Raw genomic sequence first — 20,038 nt, 5'->3', positions numbered from 1 at the left:
TTCCCTTTATTGGTTTCTCTTCTTTTTCTTCGAAGGTTTACAGTCTTTACAAAATTCGTTTAATTTTTCGAGTTCCTGAAGCACCCATTCGTTCCAGCGCTTAATTTCTTCCATGCTGGCTCCGTGAAATGTTTCGCCTTCCACTTTTCCCAGCAAGCGGGAATGCTCTGCTGCTACTTCCTGGTACAAAGGCCCCGGACCTTTGGTCAGGAGTTTCCCTCTTTCATCAAAGAATTTTTTGCGAAGATTGCGCGCTTGTAGTTCGTAAACATTAAAAATAAGTTGCTGATAGGCCAGCAAACGTTCAGTGGTTGCAGCATCGGCCCGGTCGATGTACGACGCATCTTTCTGAAAGTTGGCATGTACGTACTGATTCAGGTTTCGGGTGGCAATCAGGCTTAATCCGCCAAATTCGTACGAAACCGAAAAACTTCCGGAAACGGTTTGCATTTGCCCGTTGTTGGGGGCCGGTGCTTCAAAATTTTTCACGGTTAGCGAATGTTCAGCCGACCATTCCAGCATATTTTGAGCCGAAGCAACTGTTGCAGAGAAAATAAAAAGGATAACAAATAAAAAGTTTTTTATCATGGCTGTTTAAATCTGAAAAGCAAATGTAACTACATTTTTGAAAATGCCTGAATACCTGAATGCATAAATGCGGTAATGCTTAACTGCTTTCATATTCGCGGCCAGTGAATTCTGCTGCGAATAGAAGCTTCTTGTTTTTCAACTAACTATCGAGTTGCGTTAATGAAAACTGCGCCTGTCAACTGAGACTATATTTTCGATTGATCTCAGATTTCTTTATCAAAAAACCGTAGCCTTTGCCTGCTATTGTTCCAGCATTTTCAGAAAATCGTCTTCGCTGATGGTGGGGATGCCCAGATTTGAAATTTTTTCGATTTTCGAAGGTCCTGGATTCTTCCCAATTATAACAAAGTCAGTCTTTTTACTGATTGAGGTATTTACATCTGCACCTAGAAGCTTGACTATATGTGCTGCTTCTTTACGGTTGAAATTGCTCAAATCTCCAGTAAATACAACTTTTTTCTTATAAAAAGGGTTGTCTGTATTTTCAATGTCAAAATTCGGACGTAAATCATTTTTTTCAATTTTGTTTTCAGCAAAAGGTACTGAGGTTTTTGTGGGCGGGGTGTATTCTCCTTTGTTTTGCAGGAATTTAAGAAATAGTTTTGCACAAGCTTCAGCGTCGGCTAAAGCATCATGGTGATTATGGAATTCAATATTTTGTTCTGTACAGCATTTGTCAAGTTTTCCTCCAAATATTTCCATTGTACACGCATAAGAATATTTAGGAATTGGAACATTGTAAAAATCTAGAGTTGATTCGAGCTTTAATAAATCGAAATTTGCATTGTGACAGACAATGAGTTGGTTCTCAAAATATTTGGAAATATCTTTCCAAATAAGATCGAATGTTGGAGCATTTTGTGTTATATGAGGTTCAATCTTATGTACCCTAATGTTGTGATACGCAAATTCATTTTCAGGAGGTTTAATCAAGGCCGAAAATTTCTTTTCAATTACTCCTTCATGTACGACTACCAGTCCAACTTGGCATACACTGTTGTGCTCTGATGTTGCAGTTTCAAAATCTAATGCAGTGAAATTTAGAGGATTCATATTTTATAGGTTGATGTTAAATTCTTCTTCGAACTGATCTTTATTTCTAACTTTTACACCTAGAGTTTCTGCTTTTTTCAATTTTTCAGGTCCTGCCTTTTCTCCAGCAATTAAGTAATCAGTATTTTTTGAGATACTAGAAGAAACTTTACCACCTAGTTCTTCAATTTTCAACTTGAGGTTTTCCCTGATAACTTTAGAACCAAAGTTGCCAGTTACAACGAATGTTAATCCATTCAATATTTGGTCTGAACTTGATTCTTTTTCTTGAACCTCGAATTGAAGACCTGCTATTTTAAGTTTCTCAATAAGCAGCAAATGTTTTTCGTTTTGAAAGTAAGCTTTTACACTTTCGGCTATTCTTTCTCCTATATCTTCAACTTCAACCATCTCTTCAATAGTGGCTTTCACCAGCCGATCTATTGTTTTAAATTCTTTAGCTAATTTTTTTGCAACCGTTTCACCCACATATCTTATTCCAAGCCCATACAAAACTCTTTCAAAAGTTACATTTTTGCTATTTTCTAAACCTTTGATAATATTGTCAAAGGTTTTTTGCTGAATACTGACCTTATTGATATGGTTTAATTTCTCATGGTCAATCTTTTTGTTGTTGAAAAATGCAGAAAGTTTGGATGCCTCCATGAAGTTTATAAGTCCTTTTTCTTCAATTTCTTTAATCCCAGCTTTTGTTATGAAGTAGTAGAATTTGTAATATGAACTTATTTTTTCAGCATCTGAAGGATTAATCCCCGCAATTTTAGTCAAGATTGCTTCTGGATAAGTCCATTTTGCATTTTTAGGTCTATTTACTAAAAAGCTTCTTAGTTGCGGAGTATTTTGGAAAAAGTTGAAAATTTTCCGACTTGTAGTATTGTCTGTTTTGAGTTTGTCAGAAATAGCTTCAATACTAATATTTGAAATATCTTCGGACGTAAAATCGGTCGCTAATATTTTACAGAGCTTTAATGTTGGAGCATCTTTAAATGCATAAATGATTCGTTCTAAAGGTATTTTTAATGCGTCAATATACTCTTCACTTGTTTCATCTTCAGGGATATTCAGAGTCTCTAATCCAATAATCCTGCTTGAATTTTCTTCAATCTTATATAGGTCGGAAACATCGTTCAACAAATTCTTTTTATATAAAAGACTAATTGTTTCTTCACCGATACCATCAATATCAAGTGCTTTTCTGCTTACAAAATGTTCTATCTTACCTTTTATTTGTGGAGGACAATTGTCTTCATTAGGACAATAATGAGCAGCTTCATCCTCTTTTTTGATTAGTAACGATTCACACTCTGGACATTTTTTGGGGAACAGGAATGCAGTATTGAACTCATTTGTTTGCGCTACTCCTGTTATCTTCGGAATAATTTCACCACCTTTCTCAACAAACACATAGTCGTTTTCATGCAGGTTTAAGCTTTCGATAATATCAGAGTTGTGCAAAGAAGCCCGGCGAACTGTTGTGCCAGCAATTTGAACTGGTTCTAGAATTGCAACAGGAGTTATTGCACCTGTTCTTCCTACTTGGTATGTTATTCCTAAAATTCGGGTGGAAACGCTTTCTGCCTTAAACTTATAGGCAATGGCCCAGCGCGGCGATTTAGCGGTAAAACCCAGGTTGTTCTGCAAACGTTTTGAATTGACTTTGATTACCACGCCGTCGGTAGCTACCGGAAGGTTGAAACGCTCGGTATCCCATTTCCGGAGAAAATCGAAAACATCTTCCAGCGTAGGGCAGAGCTGCATGTGCTCCGATATTTTAAAGCCCCATTCCTTTGCTTTTTGCAGGTTTTGGTAATGTCCGTCTTCGGGCAGATTTTCACCCAGTAAATAATACAGGTAAGCATCCAGTTTGCGGGAGGCTACCACCGCAGAGTTTTTCATTTTCAAGGTTCCGGCGGCAGTATTCCGGGGATTTGCCAAAAGCGCTTCGCCCCGTTCCTCCAACTCGGCATTGAGCTGATTAAAAACCTCGAAAGGCATCAGAATTTCGCCTCTTATTTCAAAACTTTCCGGGTAATCTGTCCCGCGCAATTTCAGCGGAATCGATTTGATGGTACGCACGTTGGTGGTAACATCGTCGCCTTTAACACCGTCGCCACGCGTAACCGCCCGCACCAGCTGCCCGTTTTCATAAGTCAGGCTAATCGACGAGCCATCGTATTTCAGTTCGCAAACATATTCACATTCGGTACCGATCAGCTTTTTTACACGGGTGTCAAAATCCCGGATCTCTTCTTCGGAGTATGCATTGGAAAGTGACAGCATCGAATACTTATGCTCCACCTGTTCAAAGTCGCTGCTTAAGTCGCTGCCCACTCTTTTGGTAGGCGAGTTCGGATCATCAATCCCGTGTTCTTTTTCCAGGCTTTCCAACTCTTTCAGCTTCATGTCAAATTCATAATCGCTGATCGAAGGTTGCGCCAACACATAGTAGTTGTAGTTGTGCTCTTCGAGTTCTGTCTGAAGTTCTTTTATCTTTTGTAATGCCTGTTGCTGATCCATTTTCTGTATTGATTATGATTTTGCCTGTGGCCGATTCCAACTGCAATGGCTAAAAATAGAGAAAGATTTTGTTTCTGATTAAACAAATGGATGCCGAAATATCTTTTACTTTTAAACAAACAAAAGGAGTAATTATGGCATTTACATTAAATATCGGAGCAAAAGCAATTGATTTTAAATTACCTGCAACCGACGGGCAGACGTATTCGCTGGATAGTTTTAAGGATTCGAAATACCTGGTGGTATTTTTTACCTGCAATCATTGTCCGTATGTGGTGAACAGCGACGAAATTACCCGTGCAAGTGTGGAGAAATTTGCAGAAAAAGGTGTAACCTTTGTCGGGATAAATTCGAACAGTAAAAATACCTATGCCGAAGACGATTTTGAGCACATGGTAGCACGGATGAAAGAACACCATTTTCCGTGGAAGTATTTGTACGATGAATCGCAGGAAACAGCCTTGGCTTACGGTGCTTTGCGGACACCTCATTTTTATGTTTTTGATGAAAAGCGGGAACTGGTTTACACAGGCAGGGGAGTAGATAGCCCACGTGATCCTTCAAAAATGACCGTAAATGATTTGGACCGTGCACTGGAAGAACTGACTTCGGGGAAACCCATTTCGGTTCCGCTAACCAATCCCATTGGCTGCAATGTAAAATGGGAAGGAAAACACAAACACTGGATGCCGGAAGACGCCTGCGACCTGATTTGGTAAAGCAGTACGATTAAAAATAAAAACCAAATTTTAATAACTAACTTTTGTTATGTATAGCATTAAATCAATTTTTCTTGTAGCCATGTTTGCCGTGTTAATGAGTTGTAGCAGTTCTCAAAAACAGGAGGCAACCCAGCCAAATATTATTTTTATTCTGGCCGATGATATGGGGTACGGAGATGTTTCATCGTTTAATGAAAACTCAAAAATACAGACACCCAATATCGATCTGCTGGCAGCTAACGGTGTAATGTTTACCGATGCACACACCAGTTCGGCGGTATGTTCGCCAACACGTTACAGCGTTTTAACAGGCCGCTATAACTGGCGTTCAACCTTAAAAAACGGCGTACTGAGCGGGTACAGCACGGCGCTGATTGACCCGGAAAGACTCACCTTGCAGGATTTCCTGAAAAACAACGGGTATCAAACCGCTTGCTTCGGAAAGTGGCACCTCGGCTGGGACTGGAAAATCATCGAAAACGATTCTCTGAGTAAAGATGATCTGAATGCCCTTCCGAATGTTGACTACGCAAGCCCGGTTGAAAACGGCCCCAAAACACGAGGTTTTGATGAGAGCTTTGTTTTTTGCGGCTCGCTGGACATGGCACCCTATGTTTGGGTGGAAAACGATGTGCCTACGATGGTTCCTGCTAAATACACTGTAAACACCGGTAAACAAACCTGGTGGAGAAACGGGCCAACGTCCGATGACTTTGTTCACGAAGATGTTTTGCCAAAAGTGACTGAAAAAACAGTGAGTTATATTCACGAACATGCGAAGGACGATGCTCCGTTTTTTGTGTACATGCCTTTGCCGGCGCCACATACTCCAATTCTTCCAACCGAGAAGTTTAAAGGGAAAAGTGGTGTGGACAATGCTTACGGCGATTTTGTAATGATGGTGAACGACGTGGTGGGCCAGGTTATGAAAGCCTTGGAAGAAACAGGTGAAGCAGAAAATACATTGTTGATTTTTACCAGCGATAACGGATGTTCGCCACAGGCCGATTTTCAACAACTGGCGACCAAAGGTCATCATCCGAGCTACGTTTTTCGGGGGGCTAAGGCTGATATTTACGAAGGTGGGCACCGGGTTCCGTTTGTGGTGCGCTGGCCTGCAAAAGTGAGCAAAAGTGTTTCATCGCAACTGGTGTGTACCACCGATTTGTTCGCGACTTTTGCCGATGCAATTGGCGCCGAATACCCGGATGATGCAGCTGAAGACAGCTACAGTTTTCTGAGTGCACTGGGGCTGGAATCGCAGGCACCCGAGCGTACAAACATTGTTCATCATTCGCTAAACGGTTCGTTTGCCTACCGAAAAGGAAAATACAAAGCGATTTTTTGCCCGGGATCGGGTGGCTGGAGCGCTCCGCAACCCGGATCAGAAGAAGCAAAGGCGCTGCCTCCCGTGCAACTGTACGACCTGGAAGCTGACATCGCAGAACAAAACAACCTGGAAAGCGAATTCCCGGAAGTTTTGGAAGAATACCGCTCGGAACTTACTTCGATTGTAAAGAACGGAAGAAGCACCGTGGGTGTACTTCAAAAAAATGATGGCCCCGAAACGTGGCCGCAGCTAAAATGGATGAACGAAACAAACAATACAAAATAGCCATATTTTAAGGGGTGAAATTTTTCCTGGCATTCATATTAATCTTCTCAATTCTGAGTTTTCAATTATCGGAGTTATTGGTTGTAGCCGGTTTTAAACTGAGACAGGATTACATCGCCAAAAACCTGTGTGTTGAAAAAGACGTGGAGGACTCTACCTGTAAGGGATGTTGCCAGCTCAAGAAAAAACTCGATGAGCAACAGCAGCAAAAAGAAGAATTACCTCCGGTTCAAACCGAAAAAGAGAACATTTTTGTGGTCAGGGAAAAACAGGATGCCCTTATTTTTTATTTTCCTGAGCAACAGGACTTGACAGAAGCAATTGCATGTGAATACACCCGTTTGATTTCAGTGGAAATATTTCGTCCTCCCCAGGGATAAAAGTTTTTCGGAAACCCCTTAGCTTAAAAGAAAAACTTTTAAATCATTTTGGAATGAAGATAAAATCTTTGTACTCCGGAATGCGTGTGTATTTACTTATGCTGGCGCTGTTGGTTGTGGGAATGCATGCGTATGCGCAGGAGAAAAGTATCAAGTTGGTTGATAAACAGGACGGGACTGCTATTCGCGACGTTCATTTTACGTACAACGGACAATCGGGGATCTCGGATGAGCACGGAATGATTCGGATTGTTCTGAAACAGGGCGAAACACTTCACCTTTCGCATGTTCAATACGGCAAACAAAGCATCGTTCCAGCCGATGTGGTTAACGCTGCCAGTAGCGGAATTTTAAAAATTCAGGAGGCAGAAAACCATCTGTTGCCGGTTACACTGGTGTTGGTTCGCCCCGAAACGGGAAGTACGGGAACCCTCGATTTTTCGGCACAACGTAAACTGGCACACGATGCCGGAGCGCTGCTTGAGGCTGTGCCGTCGGTTTCAAGTATTCGTAAAAGCGGAGCTTATGGCTTCGACCCTGTATTACGGGGCTTTAAATACGACCAGATCAACCTGGTGCTCGATGGCGTGCAAACCGCCTCGGCTGCCTGTCCCAACCGCATGGACCCCGGGGCAAGTCAGGTGCCGATCAATATGATTACACAGGCCGAAGTTTTGAAAGGCCCGTATAGTTTGCGCTATGGAAACGTTTTTGGTGGCACGATCAATTTTAAAAGCAGTGAGCCTGAATTCAGGGAAAAGGCTACACCTGTTGGCCGCCTGGGAACAAGTTACGAAAGCAACGGTGGAATTTTCCGAACCGAAGGAGTGGCAGGAGTTAGCGGGAAAAAAGCTGACTTCCGGGTATTTGGCGCCTACTCGGCGGGTGATGATTATACCGATGGTGATGGAATGGATGTTGCCGCGCGTTTTAACCGCTTGAACTGGGGCGGAAAGCTTGGCCTGAAACTCAGTGATTCGCAAACGCTGGGGATGATGGTTTCCAATAATTTTGCAAAAGACGTTGATTTTCCGGCGCTTCCCATGGATTTGCGAAAAGACAATACCTGGCTGATTAATGCCAGTCATTCGGCAACGTTTTACGAGCATTCGTTATCAACCTGGAAAACCAGTTTGTACGGAACATTTGTGGAGCACGAAATGGACAACCTGGATAAAGAGCTGGACCCAAGGATGATGGATGCTTACACCGACGCTTCCACCAAAAATTACGGGGGAAGAACCGAGCTGCGTTTTAATTTTGACCGAAGTCATGTGTTTGCCGGAATGGATTACCGTTCGGAATCGGCCGAGGGACACCGGACACGTGAAATGTTAATGGGCCCGATGGCCGGGAAAGTTTTCAGCGACAATGTGTGGCAGGATGCCGAAGTGCAACGGGCCGGATTGTTTGGCGAATGGCATGTGCACAGGACCGGTTATCAGCTGGTATTTTCCGGAAGAATGGACTTGAACAACTCGAAGGTAAACGATCCTGATACACGTTTTTCATCTATTTATGACGATCTGGAAGCCAGCACGGTGCATCCCTCGGTGAGTTTGGGAGGAACCCGCTTTTTCAACGAAAAAATCTCGCTGGGTTTGTGGTTGGGCCGTGCGTCCCGCAGTGCAGGAATTACCGAACGCTACATCAACCAGTTTCCGGTGGGGCTTGATCCGTATGAAATGCTGGGTAATCCGAATCTTGATCCGGAGGTTAACAACCAGGCCGATCTGGTTTTTGTTTTCGAAGAAAAGAATACCCGGATTGACCTGAATTTATTCGCATCAGCGCTTCGCGATTATATTTCATCGGAGATAAGACCCGATTTGAAACCGGCCATGTCGAGTGCACCGGGTGTACGCCAGTTTGTGAACATCGGCAAAGCTGTTATGGCGGGATTTGAAGGAAGTTGGAAACAGCAATTTTCGGACAACCTGAGCCATGATTTGAGTGTGGCTTATACTTACGGTCAAAACAAAGATACCGATGAAGCACTGCCCGAAATACCGCCGCTGGATGTGCGTTATCGTTTGGCAGGAAGTTTTGCGGACAACAAGATCAGGCCTGAAATTCTGTTCCGGCATGCTTTCAAACAAGACCGTGTTGCGACTTCGTACGGAGAGACAGAAACACCGGCTTTTTCGGTTGTGGATGCCAAAATAGCCTGGCAAATCAGCGCTCCCCTGAGTGTTTCGGGTGGCGTGTTAAATTTGATGGATACGGCTTACTACGAGCATTTGGCACGTTCGGTGCGAAGTGCCGAAGCTCGACCCATTTATTCGCCCGGAAGAAGTTTTTATATTACACTGTCATTGAATTTTTTATGATACGATTGAACCGTTCTGCTTGCAGAACGGTTCTTTTATTTGTCTTTGGTTCCTGACAGGAACCAAAACTTTTTTAATTTCAAGCCACGTTAAAATTTGATTCGATGAAGATTGTACTTTTTATTCTTTCCATATGTTTGAGTATTTCGGGCATTGCCCAGAATTCCATCAGCAAAAAAGTAAAAACAGCGGCTGAGCAGCAAAGTGTTTACGCTCTTGAGCTGTGCAAACATCTTCATCAGAACCCGGAGCTGTCGTTTCAGGAGTTTGAAACTGCCAAACGGATGCAGGCCGAATTGAAGGCGATCGGTTTTGAAGTAACTCCCAACTTTGGAGGCAACAGTGTGGTGGGTGTTTTGAGAAACGGGGAAGGCCCAACCGTATTTTTGCGCACCGATATGGACGCCCTTCCGGTGAAAGAAGCAACCGGACTACCTTTTGCCAGCACAAAAACCGCTGATTTGAACGGTGATGAAGTTTCGGTAATGCATGCCTGCGGGCACGATATTCATATGTCGACCTGGACAGGAACCTTGCGTACGCTGGTTCAGCTCAAGGATGAATGGAGCGGAACGCTGGTGGTTATTGCACAGCAAGCAGAAGAATACAGCGGTGGCGCCGGAAATGCCATCGATGCAGGCTTATTTACAACTTTTCCGAAACCCGATTATGCTCTGGCGTATCACATTAACCCGGAGCTGAAAACCGGGCAGATTGGTTTGCGCGGCGGACCTGTTTTTGCCGGCGTGAAAACGGCTGAAATAACCGTGTATGGTGTGGGAGGGCACGGTGCTTATCCGCAAAAGTGTATCGATCCCATTGTGATTGCCTCCCGAATTGTAACTGACCTGCAAACCATTGTCAGCCGCGAATTAAGCCCAACAGAACCTGCCGTGGTCACCGTTGGTTCGATTCATGGCGGAACACGACCCAACATTATTCCGAACGAGGTAAAGCTTGAACTTACTTTGCGCTACTTTTCGGATGAAACCATCGCAAAAATTATTGCTTCGATAAAACGAATCAGCAATGCAGCAGCCAGCATGGCCGGAATGCCCGATGACAAGCTTCCGCTGGTACATGTATTGCCGGTTGAAACGCCCCCGGTGATTAACAATGCGGCTTTGAGTGAAAAAGTAAAGCATTTTGCGTCGGATGTGATCGGAGCAGAAAATATAGTAGAGACGCAACCGGAAATGGTGGGGGAAGATTTTGGAAAATACGGGAGGACACCTGAGAATATTCCGATTTGTCTGATCTGGTTGGGAAGCACCAGTCCGGAGTTAATGAAGCAACTGGAAGCCGAAGGAAGACGCCCGTCGCCTTTGCATTCGCCCACGCTGGCTCCTGATTATGAAAATACAATCAGAACCGGTATTGAGGTAATGACTTCGAATGTAATTGGTTTATTAAAAAAGTAGAGGCGCTTCCCGAAAGAAACGCCCCTTTGCCTTATGCTAATTGTCAGGTAGATAAGAGTGATCAAAGTCGATAAAGCCCAGATGATGTTCCGTCCCGGAAATCAGCGGCTTTACTTCTTCCCATAGTTGAGTGCCTTCTTCCCCGAATTTTTGCCATTGCTCTTCGTTTTTGGTGTAGTAATCAACCGGATTACTTCCCAGTTCATCAACAAAATATACAACCGACATATCGGGGGCGAGCACCGGGTAAAAGGTATAAAAGGGCTGGTTGTACCCGTGCTTTTTTCTCAATTCCACATATTTCTTGGTAGCCGCCTCAAATTCCTTGTATTTCCCGTTTTTCAGATGAAATTTCTCGTAAACCCGAAACTTGGTGCCGCTCGTTTGTGTGCTTGGTTGTTCGGCCATTACTGAAAGATTGGGTTGTAACTCAAGCACCAATGCTCCTACTTTTTGATAGGTGTTTTCAAAATTTTTACCCAGAGCTTCCATCTTTTCTGCATTGGCTTTCCAGATCTTTTGTTCAGCTTCCCGCATTTTGTCAATGTCTCCCAGGCTTTCGATGGGCGAAGAAGCCCACAGGTAGCCATCGTTGGTACGTTGGATAAGTTCAGGATAGGAATAATCTTTTTCTCCCAGAAAGGAATGCATGGCATCCAGTGCGTTTAGCAGCAAATCCATTTGTGCCGGTTCAACACAAACTTCCCAAACAATGTACCTTGGTTTGGGAGCTTCTTCTTGTGCGAAGACTGATTGTACGGAAAATACAACCAACAAAATCAGTGACGTGGTAATCAATTTCTTCATTTCATTCAGTTTTAATATTACACAGTTAAAAAAGAAAGCCCCGTTGAAGGACTCAACCGGGCTTTAAAACAAGTTATTAAAAATGAAGGAATTATAAAAGTAAAAGTACCTGAAAGTATTTTAATCAAATAATTCCTCGTGGCAAACCACGGGGTTCCTTATATTCTCCCCTGAGTTTTAGGGGAGATGTCATCCGTCAACTGACGAATGACAGAGGGATGAAATAACGAAAGTTGCGGTGTTCACTTCAGATTTGGAAAGGCATAAAAAAACCGTCCTAAAAACTAAGACGGTTTTTCTTGTATTCTTGCGATTCAAATCTATTTTTTGATGGCAGGAGTTGGGAAGGGCGGAGGTGTAAACTCTTTTGTTTTCTGTTCTTCCAGCATTTTCAATACTTCTTTTACCGCACGTTCCAGTTGAGGATCGTTCCCTTTTTCAAGGGATTGTGCATCCTGGCGAACGGCGATGTCGGGTGCAACGCCTTCGTTCTCTGCAATCCATTTATTGTTGATCGGATCAAAAACTGCATTATCAGGTGCAGTTGCCGATCCGCCATCAATAAAGCGGTAGTGAACCGACGATTTAACGAGGCCGCCCCAGGTAGTAGCTCCAATCAGCGGGCCGGCGTTTTGCTGCCTGAATACCCATGGGAAAAAGTCACCTCCCGAGCCTGCTTTTTCGTTGATAAGCAGGGCTTTTGGTCCGAGGATTCCGGCCGGAAGTTTAAAAGGTTTTCCGTTGGGAACTTCGTTGGTGAGTGCGGCACGTAAGCTGCGGGTCATTAAATCCACCATGTAGTCGTCCAGCAATCCGCCGCCGTTGAAACGTTCGTCGATAACGGCACCCAGCTTATCCTGCTGGGCAAAGAAATAGCGGTTGAACGACACAAAACCGGGCCCTCCGGTGTTGGGCACCCAAATGTAGGCAAGCTTGCCACCCGACAGTTCGTCTACTTTTCTGCGGTTGTCTTCCACCCATGCACGCTGACGCAAAGCATATTCGCTGCTGATTGGTTTCACGGTCACTTTCCATGAGTTTTCAAACTCAGCTTTGTCGTTGATGTGAAGCACGGTTTGAACTCCCGATGTCCCGTCCAGAAACTGATACGGATCGTCGGTGCTCTTGAGTTCTTTTCCGTTTACACCTACAAGGAAGTTTCCTTCGGCTACTTTAAGCCCGGGTTCCTGTAATGGGCTGGAAAGCTCGGGGTTCCAGCTCTCAGTGGTGTAAATGCGTTCTATTTTCCAGTATCCTTTTTCGGATGAAAAATCGGCTCCGAGCAGGCCCACTTTGTTGCTTTCGGTTGTAGGATAGTCGCCTCCGCCCACAAAACTGTGACCTACCGAAAGCTCGCCGTTCATCTGATCCAGAACATAGTTCAGATCGGCACGGTGTTTAATGTGCGATACGAGTGGCGAATAACGCTCGTAAACCTTGTTCCAGTCACGTCCGTGTAAGTTCGGATCGTAGAAATAATCACGTTCGTAACGCCAGGCTTCTTCAAAAATCTGCTTCCATTCCTGCGCGCGATCGAGTTTCATTTTTAAATCTACACTAAGGGCTTTCCCGTCTTTCCCTGAAGCGCCCGAGGTATCCATGATTTTCCACGACGAACCTGCACGTGCCAGTATCTTCTTCCCATCGTTGGAAACCGAAACACTGCTGACTCCACTTACAAATTCTTTGGCTTCTCTGTCTTTTAAAGTGAACTTTTGGAGTGTGTAGCCAGTTTGGTTGGGAACAGATTCGGCAATAAAAACGGTTCCTTCCGGTCCTGCAACCACGGTTCTGTAGTTGCGTTTCGGCATCGGAAGTGCGATTGTGCGGTTCTCAATGCCGTCAAAATCAATTTTTATTGAATCGTCCTTTTCTTCGGCTTTCTTATCGTCTTTCTTGTCCTCTTTTTTATCCTTGTCTTCTTTTCCTTCTTCGCCTTTGCCTTCGTCTTTCTTCTCCTCCTTTTTCACTTCTTCTTCATCGCTTTGCAGCTTGAAGGGAGAGTCTTCGTCTTTTTGCAGGTTAACTACATAAACGCTGTAGCTGGCATCGGCAGTCATCGAGCTGGTATTGGCCCAACCCGACCCGAGGGCTACGTCTGTACTTGCCAGAAAGTAGAAATGCTTTTTATCGCGGTCCCAGGCCGGAGAAATGGCATTTGCAAAGTTGTTGGTAAGCTGGTGAATGCTGTTGTCGGCCAGCGACCAAAGTGTGATTTGGCTGAAATTGTTGGGAGCGTTTTTGGCATAGGCCAGCCATTTTGAATCGGGCGACCAGGTAAGGCCCATTCTTCCGCGCTCCAGGTTGTTGTTTCCGGTGTCGACGGTTTTGATAGTTGCGGCTTCAATATCCACCACGCGAATGCGAACATCGTCGTCGGTAAAAGCGATGTATTTCCCGTCGGGCGACCAGCTTGGTTCCCAGCCCAGTTTTGATTCACCGATGGAAATACTTTTGGGTTCTGAAAGGCCATCCTGATCAGCGATCAGCAATTCATATCCTTTGCCACTGCGGTCAGAAAACCAGGCGAGTTTTGCTCCGTCGGGCGACCACAGTGGTTCACGGTCGGCCACTCCCGAAGATTGTGTGATGTTGCGCGTATCTCCGTGCTCGGCCGGTACGGTAAAAATTTCTCCACGCGCTTCAAATATGGCTCTCTTTCCGGTGGGTGAAATCGTAGCTGCGCTTACCGAGCGGCTTACGTCTTCCCATTGTGTTTCTGCCCATGGGAAGTCGGCTGTAATCGAAATATTTAGCTTAGTGATTTCCCGGGTGTTCACGTCCATTAACGACAGATAGCCGTCGCGTTCAAAGGTCAGCGTGTTGCCTTTTCCTGACAACCATTTTACATCCGATCCTTCAAACTGAGTTACCTGCTCCAGTGCTTTTGTTTTTGTGTTGTATGACCAGATATTGCTCACAAAATCGCGATCGGAAAGGAAATAGATTTTATCGCCCAGCCAAACCGGATGAATGTCTGTTTCCTTGTTGTTGGGCAGTAATTCTTCCGAAAAATCTTTCAGATTCAGAATGATCAGCGGTGTGTTTTGTCCGCCGCGGTAGTCACGCCATTCCACATCCCAGCGCGAAACACGGTCGATAACGATCTTTTTGCCGTCGGCAGAGTATGAACCGTCGTTGCCAAATTGTTTGGCGAGCAGGGTAGAAGGGCCGCCATCTTTTGATACCGTCCACAAACGCCCGTAACCGGCGGGTGCCGTTTCCCTTGATGAGGTATAAAGAACTTTTTCGCCATCGGGCGTCCAGCCTCTTACGTTTGCAGCGCTCGGATACCAGGTTAAACGCGTTGGTGTGCCGCCTTCCACCGGAACGGTATAAACAGCCGTGCTTCCGGAACGGTTGGAACTAAAGGCGATTGTTTTTCCGTCGGGCGAAAAATGGGGATCGCTCTCAACAGCCCCGGTACTGGTTAAGCGAAGGGTTTGTTCTCCTGCAAGATCTGAAACCCAGAGGTCGCTACCGTAAATGTAGGCAATGTGCGAGTCGCTGATGGTGGGTTGGCGCAGTAACCTTGTCTCCTGCGCAAATGCTGAAGCAATCGTCGCCAGCAATAACAAAATGGTAAACAGTTTTTTCATATAATTTTTATGTTAGAAATCCTTGGGAAATATATATAACAGGCACCTTGTGTATCAGTTCACGGGGGATATTTAGCGGGTGCCGGTTTTATCATGTATATCTGTTTGTAAGAATTGGTTCATCGACTCTAATTTACTTATAACTTGTTTTATGGGTCAACAATAGGACGCACAAATTACAGAGAAGGTTGCATAAACAAAAGAACCGGCCTCTGTAAAAAGACCGGTTCTCAGTTATTATCGTGATTAATTAACGCCTAAACGTTGTAGGTAGACGAGGCTGTGTCGCCGCCACGGCCTGTCCAGTTGGTGTGGTAGAATTCGCCCCGCGGTTTGTCGGTGCGTTCGTAAGTATGTGCACCGAAATAGTCGCGTTGTGCCTGCAATAGGTTGGCTGGCAAACGTTCGCTGCGGAAACCATCGAAATAGCACAATGCCGAAGTAAGCGCCGGAACCGGAATTCCGTTTTCAAGCGCTGTGGCACAAACCCTGCGCCAGCCGGCCTGGGCTGCTTCTACTTTTCCTTTGAAGAAAGGATCGAGTAGCAGGTTCGGAAGTTCAGGATTGTTATCAAACGCTTTCTTGATGTCGCCCAGGAAGGCAGAACGAATAATACAACCGCCTCTCCACATCAGGGCAATGCCTCCGTAGTTCAGGTTCCATCCGTATTCTGCAGCCGCTTCCATCATCAGGTTATACCCTTGCGCATACGAAATGATCTTCGCACCGTACAGCGCCATTTTGAGATCGTCGATCAGTTGAGCTTTGTCACCTTTGAAGTCAACTTCAGGACCCGAAATTACTTTTGATGCCTGTACCCGAAGGTCTTTTTGTGCCGACAGGCAACGTGCAAACACCGATTCACCGATCAAAGTCAACGGAATGCCCAGATCGAGCGCCGATACTCCGGTCCATTTTCCGGTACCTTTTTGTCCGGCAGTATCCAGGATGAAATCAACGGTTTCTTCGCCGTTTTCATCTTTGTATCCCAAAATATCACGCGTAATTTCGATCAGGTAGCTGTCGAGTTCTTCGGTATTCCATTTTTTGAACACTTCGTACATTTCATCGTTGCTCATGCCCAGCAATTCCTTCATCATGTGGTATGCTTCGTTGATGATCTGCATGTCGCCGTATTCGATTCCGTTGTGCACCATTTTTACAAAGTGGCCGGCACCGCCTTCTCCTACCCAGTCGCAGCAAGGTGAACCGTCTTCCACTTTTGCAGCTACTGCCTGGAAAATTTCCTTTACATGCGGCCATGCAGCAGGCGATCCGCCCGGCATCATGGACGGGCCTAACAATGCGCCTTCTTCGCCACCTGATACACCGGTTCCGATGTACAACAAACCTTTGCTTTCCACGTATTTGGTACGACGGATGGTATCAGGAAAATGCGAGTTTCCGCCATCGATGATGATGTCGCCCGGTTCCAGGTGAGGAATCAGCATATCGATGAAATCGTCGACCGGAGCACCGGCTTTTACCAGCATCATCACTTTACGCGGACGTTCGAGCGATGCACACAAATCTTCGATGGAATGTGTACCGATAAATTTTTTCCCGGCACCACGGCCGTTCATAAAATGATCTACTTTTTCAACTGTACGGTTAAAAACGGCTACCGTGAAACCTTTGCTTTCCATGTTCAATACCAGGTTTTCGCCCATTACGGCCAACCCGATCAAACCAATGTCTGCTAATTTTTTCATATTGTATTCTATTGTAATTTATTGATACTTATCGTAATTGATTGTGACTAATTGTTTTGGAAAATAACAATCAATCACAATCAGTCTCAATCAATCTCTTGTGATTTTAAATCCCAACAATCGTAATTTTTCCAAAGTCGTTTCCTCCATATTCTTCGCCTTTACCGTGTACGAGCCAAACTCCCTCCGAACAGGGTAATCGCCTCTGAGCTTTTCAAACAGATGAGGTGTTTCTTTTAAGGCTTCATCATCGGTTTCGATGTCGTAGGTGGAAAGAATCGCCTCGGCTAAAACTGAATATTCGCGTCGCTGATTTCCGTCGATCTCGATAATGGGATGTGCCGGTTCTTCCACACCCGAAGCTTGCCAGTTGTTGATACCCAGGTTGAAAAAGCGGCTGATTGCCTGTACACTCATTTGGGTGCCATTGGCTTTTCCGTCTTTTGAATACCCGGCAATGTGGGGCGTACCAAACTCGGTTTGGTTGAGCAGGTCGAGGTTGATGTCGGGCTCATTTTCCCAGCAATCGGCAATGTATCCCTGAATGTCCTGCGCCTCGATGGCATCGTAAACCGCTTCTGAGTCAATTACCTCTCCGCGACACGAATTAATAACCAAAGGTGTTTTTCCCAAATGCTGAAAAAAGGTTTCGTTGCCGAGGTGATAGGTTTTGTCGTGGCCGCTTAAATTGAGCGGAACATGAAAAGTGATAATATCGGCTTCGTGCTGAATTTTTTCCAGCGAAACAAACTTTTCCGGACCCTCCATCCGTTCGCGCGGCGGGTCGTTCAGCAAAACTTTCATCCCGAGTATTTCGCAGGTTTTAGCCACCCGCGATCCTACGTTCCCAACACCCACAATGCCGATGGTCAGTCCCGCGAGGTCAATTCGTTTGCGCATCGACCAGGAAACAAGCGCCGAAGCAATGTACTGGTTTACACTTTCTGCATTGCATCCCGGAGCGTTGGTCCATTGTATCCCGGTCGATCTGCAATAATCGGTATCGATATGATCGAAGCCAATGGTAGCCGTGGCGATAAATTTTACTTTCGATCCTTCTAGCAAGTCGCGGTTGCAAATTGTGCGGGTGCGGGTAATGATCGCATCCGCATCTTTTACTACTTCTGCAGTGGTTTTGTTGCCGGGCAGGTAAACGACTTCGGCAAAAGGTTCCAGTGCGCCTTTTATATAGGGTATTTTATTGTCGATGATAATTTTCATTTTTGAACCACATTAGTCACAGTAGGACATATAAATATTTTTCTTTTATAAGACCTTGTGTTATCATTATCATTTTTTGTTGCCTATTGTCCTTGTAAATATTTTTTGAACCACATTAGTCACAGTAGGGTATAGTAGTATTTTTTCTTTTATAATATGCTTCGCTATCATTATTCTTTGTTTTCTATTGTTGCTATTATGGTTTATAAATCTTTTGACAACCACATTAGCCACAGTTGGACACATTAGTATCCTTTGGGCAATTGTCTGTATTGTTCTGTTACAAATGTTTTTTGACCTTCTTTGAAAATATTTACGCAATTAAAATTGATCAATATCCCTTTCGGTTTATTCATCAGTTTCAAATAAGTTAAAAGTTGGGCTTCATGGATTGGTAATATGTTTTCAACTGTTTTTAATTCGACCACTACTAAGTCCTCAACAAGCAAATCAAATCTTAGGTCACAATCCAACTCCATTCCCCTAAAATTAATGGGAATACTTTGTTGGCGTGTTACTTTCATGTTTTTCTGAGCAAGCAGATGGGCAAGGCACTTTTCATAGACACTTTCCAATAATCCGGGGCCAAGCTCTTTGTGAACTTCAATGGCAGATCCGATTATTTCATAAGATATGTCGTTTATGAGATCTTGCGTTATCATCATTGTTCTTTGTTATCTACTGCTTCTTTGTGGTTGGTAAAATTTTTTTTGAACCACATTAGCCACAGTAGGGCACATCATTATTTTTTCTTTTATAAGGTCGTTAATAAGATCTTGTTTTATCATTATCTATTGCATCTGTTGTTCCTATTGAGGTTCGTAAGATTTCTTTATTTAAACCACATTAGCCACAGTAGGACACATTAGTATTTTTTCTTTTATAATATCTGTCATCATTATTCTATGTTATCTATTGCTCCTATTGTGGTTCATAAAAATCCTTCACCATTTCATCCAACACCCAACTGGTTCGGGCTGCCGACTCTCCGGTGCTCGGGGATTTCCCTTTTCCCAGTAATTCTTCGACAACCTTTTGCACCAGGTTTTGCGAAATGTGTTGCGGATTTTCAAACTCCAGTTCTTCTGTTCCGTTCGCTGTTGTTACTTTCATTTTACCATGCGAAAAACAAGGCAAACAAATTTCACCTTTTTCTCCCACAAATTGAATATAATCTTCGACAGAATTTTTATCAACCACAAAACACCAGCTTCCGGTTCCGATAAGGCCCGATTCGTGTTTCCATGTTCCTGAAACCGTATCTTCGGCAGGATAGAGGCCCGCTAGATTTGCCGCATTTCCCTTTACTTCGGTGATCTTCCCCAAAACAAAATCGAGGTAATCCAGCTGATGGGATGCCAAATCAAAAAAATGCCCGGCACCTGCAATCTCCGGATACACATGCCAACTCATTTCATCCGGCTTTTTCCCTCTTTCACCGGCTTCCTTGTAGAGCTTAATGTTTACCATCAGCGGCTTTCCAATAACTCCCGACTCAATCAACTCTTTTGCTTTCAGAAAGGCAGGAAGAGTCCGGCGGTAGTAAGCCACCCAAATGGGTACACCGGTTTCTTTTGAAACTTCCAGCATTTCCTGACATTCTGAATAATGGCGCGCCATGGGTTTTTCCACATACACCGGTTTCCCGGCGCGCATGGCTTCAATGGCATACGAAGCGTGCGAATCGGGTGGGGTAGCAATGTACACCGCATTCACGTCGGGATCGTTGATCAGCTCCGAAGCATTGGAATACCATTTGGGAATGTTGTGGCGGCGTGCATAATCGGCCGCTTTTTCGGCATTGCGGCGCATTACGGCCACCAGCTGCGAGTTCGGCACCTTGTAAAAGGCTGGTCCACTTTTTACTTCGGTCACATTTCCGACCCCGATAATTCCCCAGCGGATCGTATGTAGCGCTTTATTTTTCAATGGGTATCCAGTTTTTTAGTTATTTATGCAGTCTCAGTATTCAGTCTCAGTCTCAGTCTCAGTATTCAGTCTCAGTCCCAGTCTCAGTTTTCAGTATTCGGTATCCGGTAATCAGTGTCCCGCAACCGGCATTTGGTTTTC

Annotated in this window: 14 protein-coding genes; 5 read left to right on the top strand and 9 right to left on the bottom strand. The window is 44.5% G+C overall.

Annotation, left to right across the window (positions count from 1 at the left end; all coding sequences use genetic code 11):
- Nucleotides 1–6 precede the first annotated feature (6 nt).
- The 3 genes from D1614_RS21215 to ligA all read right to left on the bottom strand — a co-directional run bounded on the left by D1614_RS21215 (nt 7) and on the right by ligA (nt 4,161).
- The gene (locus D1614_RS21215) at nt 7–588 is read right to left on the bottom strand and encodes a hypothetical protein (protein ID WP_119440001.1); all 582 of its coding nucleotides are present in this window, start codon (nt 586–588) and stop codon (nt 7–9) included.
- 243 nt (nt 589–831) lie between these two features.
- A complete protein-coding gene (locus D1614_RS21210) occupies nt 832–1,644 on the bottom strand; it encodes a BRCT domain-containing protein (RefSeq protein WP_119440000.1) in 813 nt (270 codons plus the stop codon).
- 3 nt (nt 1,645–1,647) lie between these two features.
- Nucleotides 1,648–4,161 (bottom strand): NAD-dependent DNA ligase LigA, encoded by a 2,514-nt coding sequence (ligA, locus tag D1614_RS21205; protein WP_119439999.1) that lies wholly within the window; start codon nt 4,159–4,161, stop codon nt 1,648–1,650.
- A 134-nt stretch (nt 4,162–4,295) separates the two neighbouring features.
- On the opposite strand from ligA, the gene D1614_RS21200 reads away from it, so the two are divergent.
- From D1614_RS21200 to D1614_RS21180, 5 genes are all read left to right on the top strand, one after another.
- A complete protein-coding gene (locus D1614_RS21200) occupies nt 4,296–4,880 on the top strand; it encodes a thioredoxin family protein (RefSeq protein WP_119440071.1) in 585 nt (194 codons plus the stop codon).
- Nucleotides 4,881–4,929: 49 nt separating this feature from the next.
- On the top strand, nt 4,930–6,498 hold the full coding sequence (locus D1614_RS21195; protein WP_119439998.1) for a sulfatase family protein: 1,569 nt from the start codon (nt 4,930–4,932) through the stop codon (nt 6,496–6,498).
- Nucleotides 6,499–6,512: 14 nt separating this feature from the next.
- Nucleotides 6,513–6,878: a hypothetical protein gene (locus tag D1614_RS21190; RefSeq protein WP_119439997.1), complete on the top strand. Its 366-nt coding sequence runs from the start codon at nt 6,513–6,515 to the stop codon at nt 6,876–6,878.
- Nucleotides 6,879–6,931: 53 nt separating this feature from the next.
- Entirely contained in the window at nt 6,932–9,208 is a 2,277-nt protein-coding gene (locus D1614_RS21185; RefSeq protein ID WP_119439996.1) for a TonB-dependent receptor, read from the top strand.
- Nucleotides 9,209–9,312: 104 nt separating this feature from the next.
- Nucleotides 9,313–10,629 carry a M20 metallopeptidase family protein gene (locus D1614_RS21180; RefSeq protein ID WP_119439995.1) on the top strand — a complete coding sequence of 439 codons (1,317 nt, stop codon included), beginning with the start codon at nt 9,313–9,315 and terminating at the stop codon, nt 10,627–10,629.
- A gap of 36 nt (nt 10,630–10,665) precedes the next feature.
- On the opposite strand, the gene D1614_RS21175 is transcribed toward D1614_RS21180, so the two are convergent.
- The 6 genes from D1614_RS21175 to D1614_RS21150 form a co-directional block, all read right to left on the bottom strand.
- A complete protein-coding gene (locus tag D1614_RS21175) occupies nt 10,666–11,436 on the bottom strand; it encodes a hypothetical protein (RefSeq protein ID WP_119439994.1) in 771 nt (256 codons plus the stop codon).
- Nucleotides 11,437–11,756: 320 nt separating this feature from the next.
- Nucleotides 11,757–15,035 carry a S41 family peptidase gene (locus tag D1614_RS21170; RefSeq protein ID WP_119439993.1) on the bottom strand — a complete coding sequence of 1,093 codons (3,279 nt, stop codon included), beginning with the start codon at nt 15,033–15,035 and terminating at the stop codon, nt 11,757–11,759.
- Between the two features lie 257 nt (nt 15,036–15,292).
- Nucleotides 15,293–16,747: a decarboxylating NADP(+)-dependent phosphogluconate dehydrogenase gene (gnd, locus tag D1614_RS21165; protein ID WP_119439992.1), complete on the bottom strand. Its 1,455-nt coding sequence runs from the start codon at nt 16,745–16,747 to the stop codon at nt 15,293–15,295.
- Nucleotides 16,748–16,837: 90 nt separating this feature from the next.
- Nucleotides 16,838–17,968 carry a 4-phosphoerythronate dehydrogenase PdxB gene (pdxB, locus tag D1614_RS21160; protein WP_119439991.1) on the bottom strand — a complete coding sequence of 377 codons (1,131 nt, stop codon included), beginning with the start codon at nt 17,966–17,968 and terminating at the stop codon, nt 16,838–16,840.
- Nucleotides 17,969–18,213: 245 nt separating this feature from the next.
- Nucleotides 18,214–18,633, bottom strand: a complete 420-nt coding sequence (locus D1614_RS21155) for a GxxExxY protein (RefSeq protein ID WP_119439990.1) — start codon at nt 18,631–18,633, stop codon at nt 18,214–18,216.
- Nucleotides 18,634–18,889: 256 nt separating this feature from the next.
- A complete protein-coding gene (locus tag D1614_RS21150) occupies nt 18,890–19,897 on the bottom strand; it encodes a Gfo/Idh/MocA family protein (RefSeq protein ID WP_119439989.1) in 1,008 nt (335 codons plus the stop codon).
- Nucleotides 19,898–20,038 lie beyond the last annotated feature (141 nt).

This window comes from Maribellus luteus (assembly GCF_003576475.1).
Classification (GTDB): Bacteria; Bacteroidota; Bacteroidia; order Bacteroidales; family Prolixibacteraceae; genus Draconibacterium; species Draconibacterium luteum.
Note: the sequence above shows the minus strand (reverse complement) of the source record. Positions and strands in the feature narration are given on the sequence as shown.

What these genes read in the sequence shown, in the direction of transcription:
- D1614_RS21215 (WP_119440001.1), bottom strand. Translation starts at nt 588, where the DNA reads ATGATAAAAAACTTTTTATTTGTTATCCTTTTTATTTTCTCTGCAACA.
- D1614_RS21210 (WP_119440000.1), bottom strand. Translation starts at nt 1,644, where the DNA reads ATGAATCCTCTAAATTTCACTGCATTAGATTTTGAAACTGCAACATCA.
- ligA (WP_119439999.1), bottom strand. Translation starts at nt 4,161, where the DNA reads ATGGATCAGCAACAGGCATTACAAAAGATAAAAGAACTTCAGACAGAA.
- D1614_RS21200 (WP_119440071.1), top strand. Translation starts at nt 4,296, where the DNA reads ATGGCATTTACATTAAATATCGGAGCAAAAGCAATTGATTTTAAATTA.
- D1614_RS21195 (WP_119439998.1), top strand. Translation starts at nt 4,930, where the DNA reads ATGTATAGCATTAAATCAATTTTTCTTGTAGCCATGTTTGCCGTGTTA.
- D1614_RS21185 (WP_119439996.1), top strand. Translation starts at nt 6,932, where the DNA reads ATGAAGATAAAATCTTTGTACTCCGGAATGCGTGTGTATTTACTTATG.
- D1614_RS21180 (WP_119439995.1), top strand. Translation starts at nt 9,313, where the DNA reads ATGAAGATTGTACTTTTTATTCTTTCCATATGTTTGAGTATTTCGGGC.
- D1614_RS21175 (WP_119439994.1), bottom strand. Translation starts at nt 11,436, where the DNA reads ATGAAGAAATTGATTACCACGTCACTGATTTTGTTGGTTGTATTTTCC.
- D1614_RS21170 (WP_119439993.1), bottom strand. Translation starts at nt 15,035, where the DNA reads ATGAAAAAACTGTTTACCATTTTGTTATTGCTGGCGACGATTGCTTCA.
- gnd (WP_119439992.1), bottom strand. Translation starts at nt 16,747, where the DNA reads ATGAAAAAATTAGCAGACATTGGTTTGATCGGGTTGGCCGTAATGGGC.
- pdxB (WP_119439991.1), bottom strand. Translation starts at nt 17,968, where the DNA reads ATGAAAATTATCATCGACAATAAAATACCCTATATAAAAGGCGCACTG.
- D1614_RS21155 (WP_119439990.1), bottom strand. Translation starts at nt 18,633, where the DNA reads ATGATGATAACGCAAGATCTCATAAACGACATATCTTATGAAATAATC.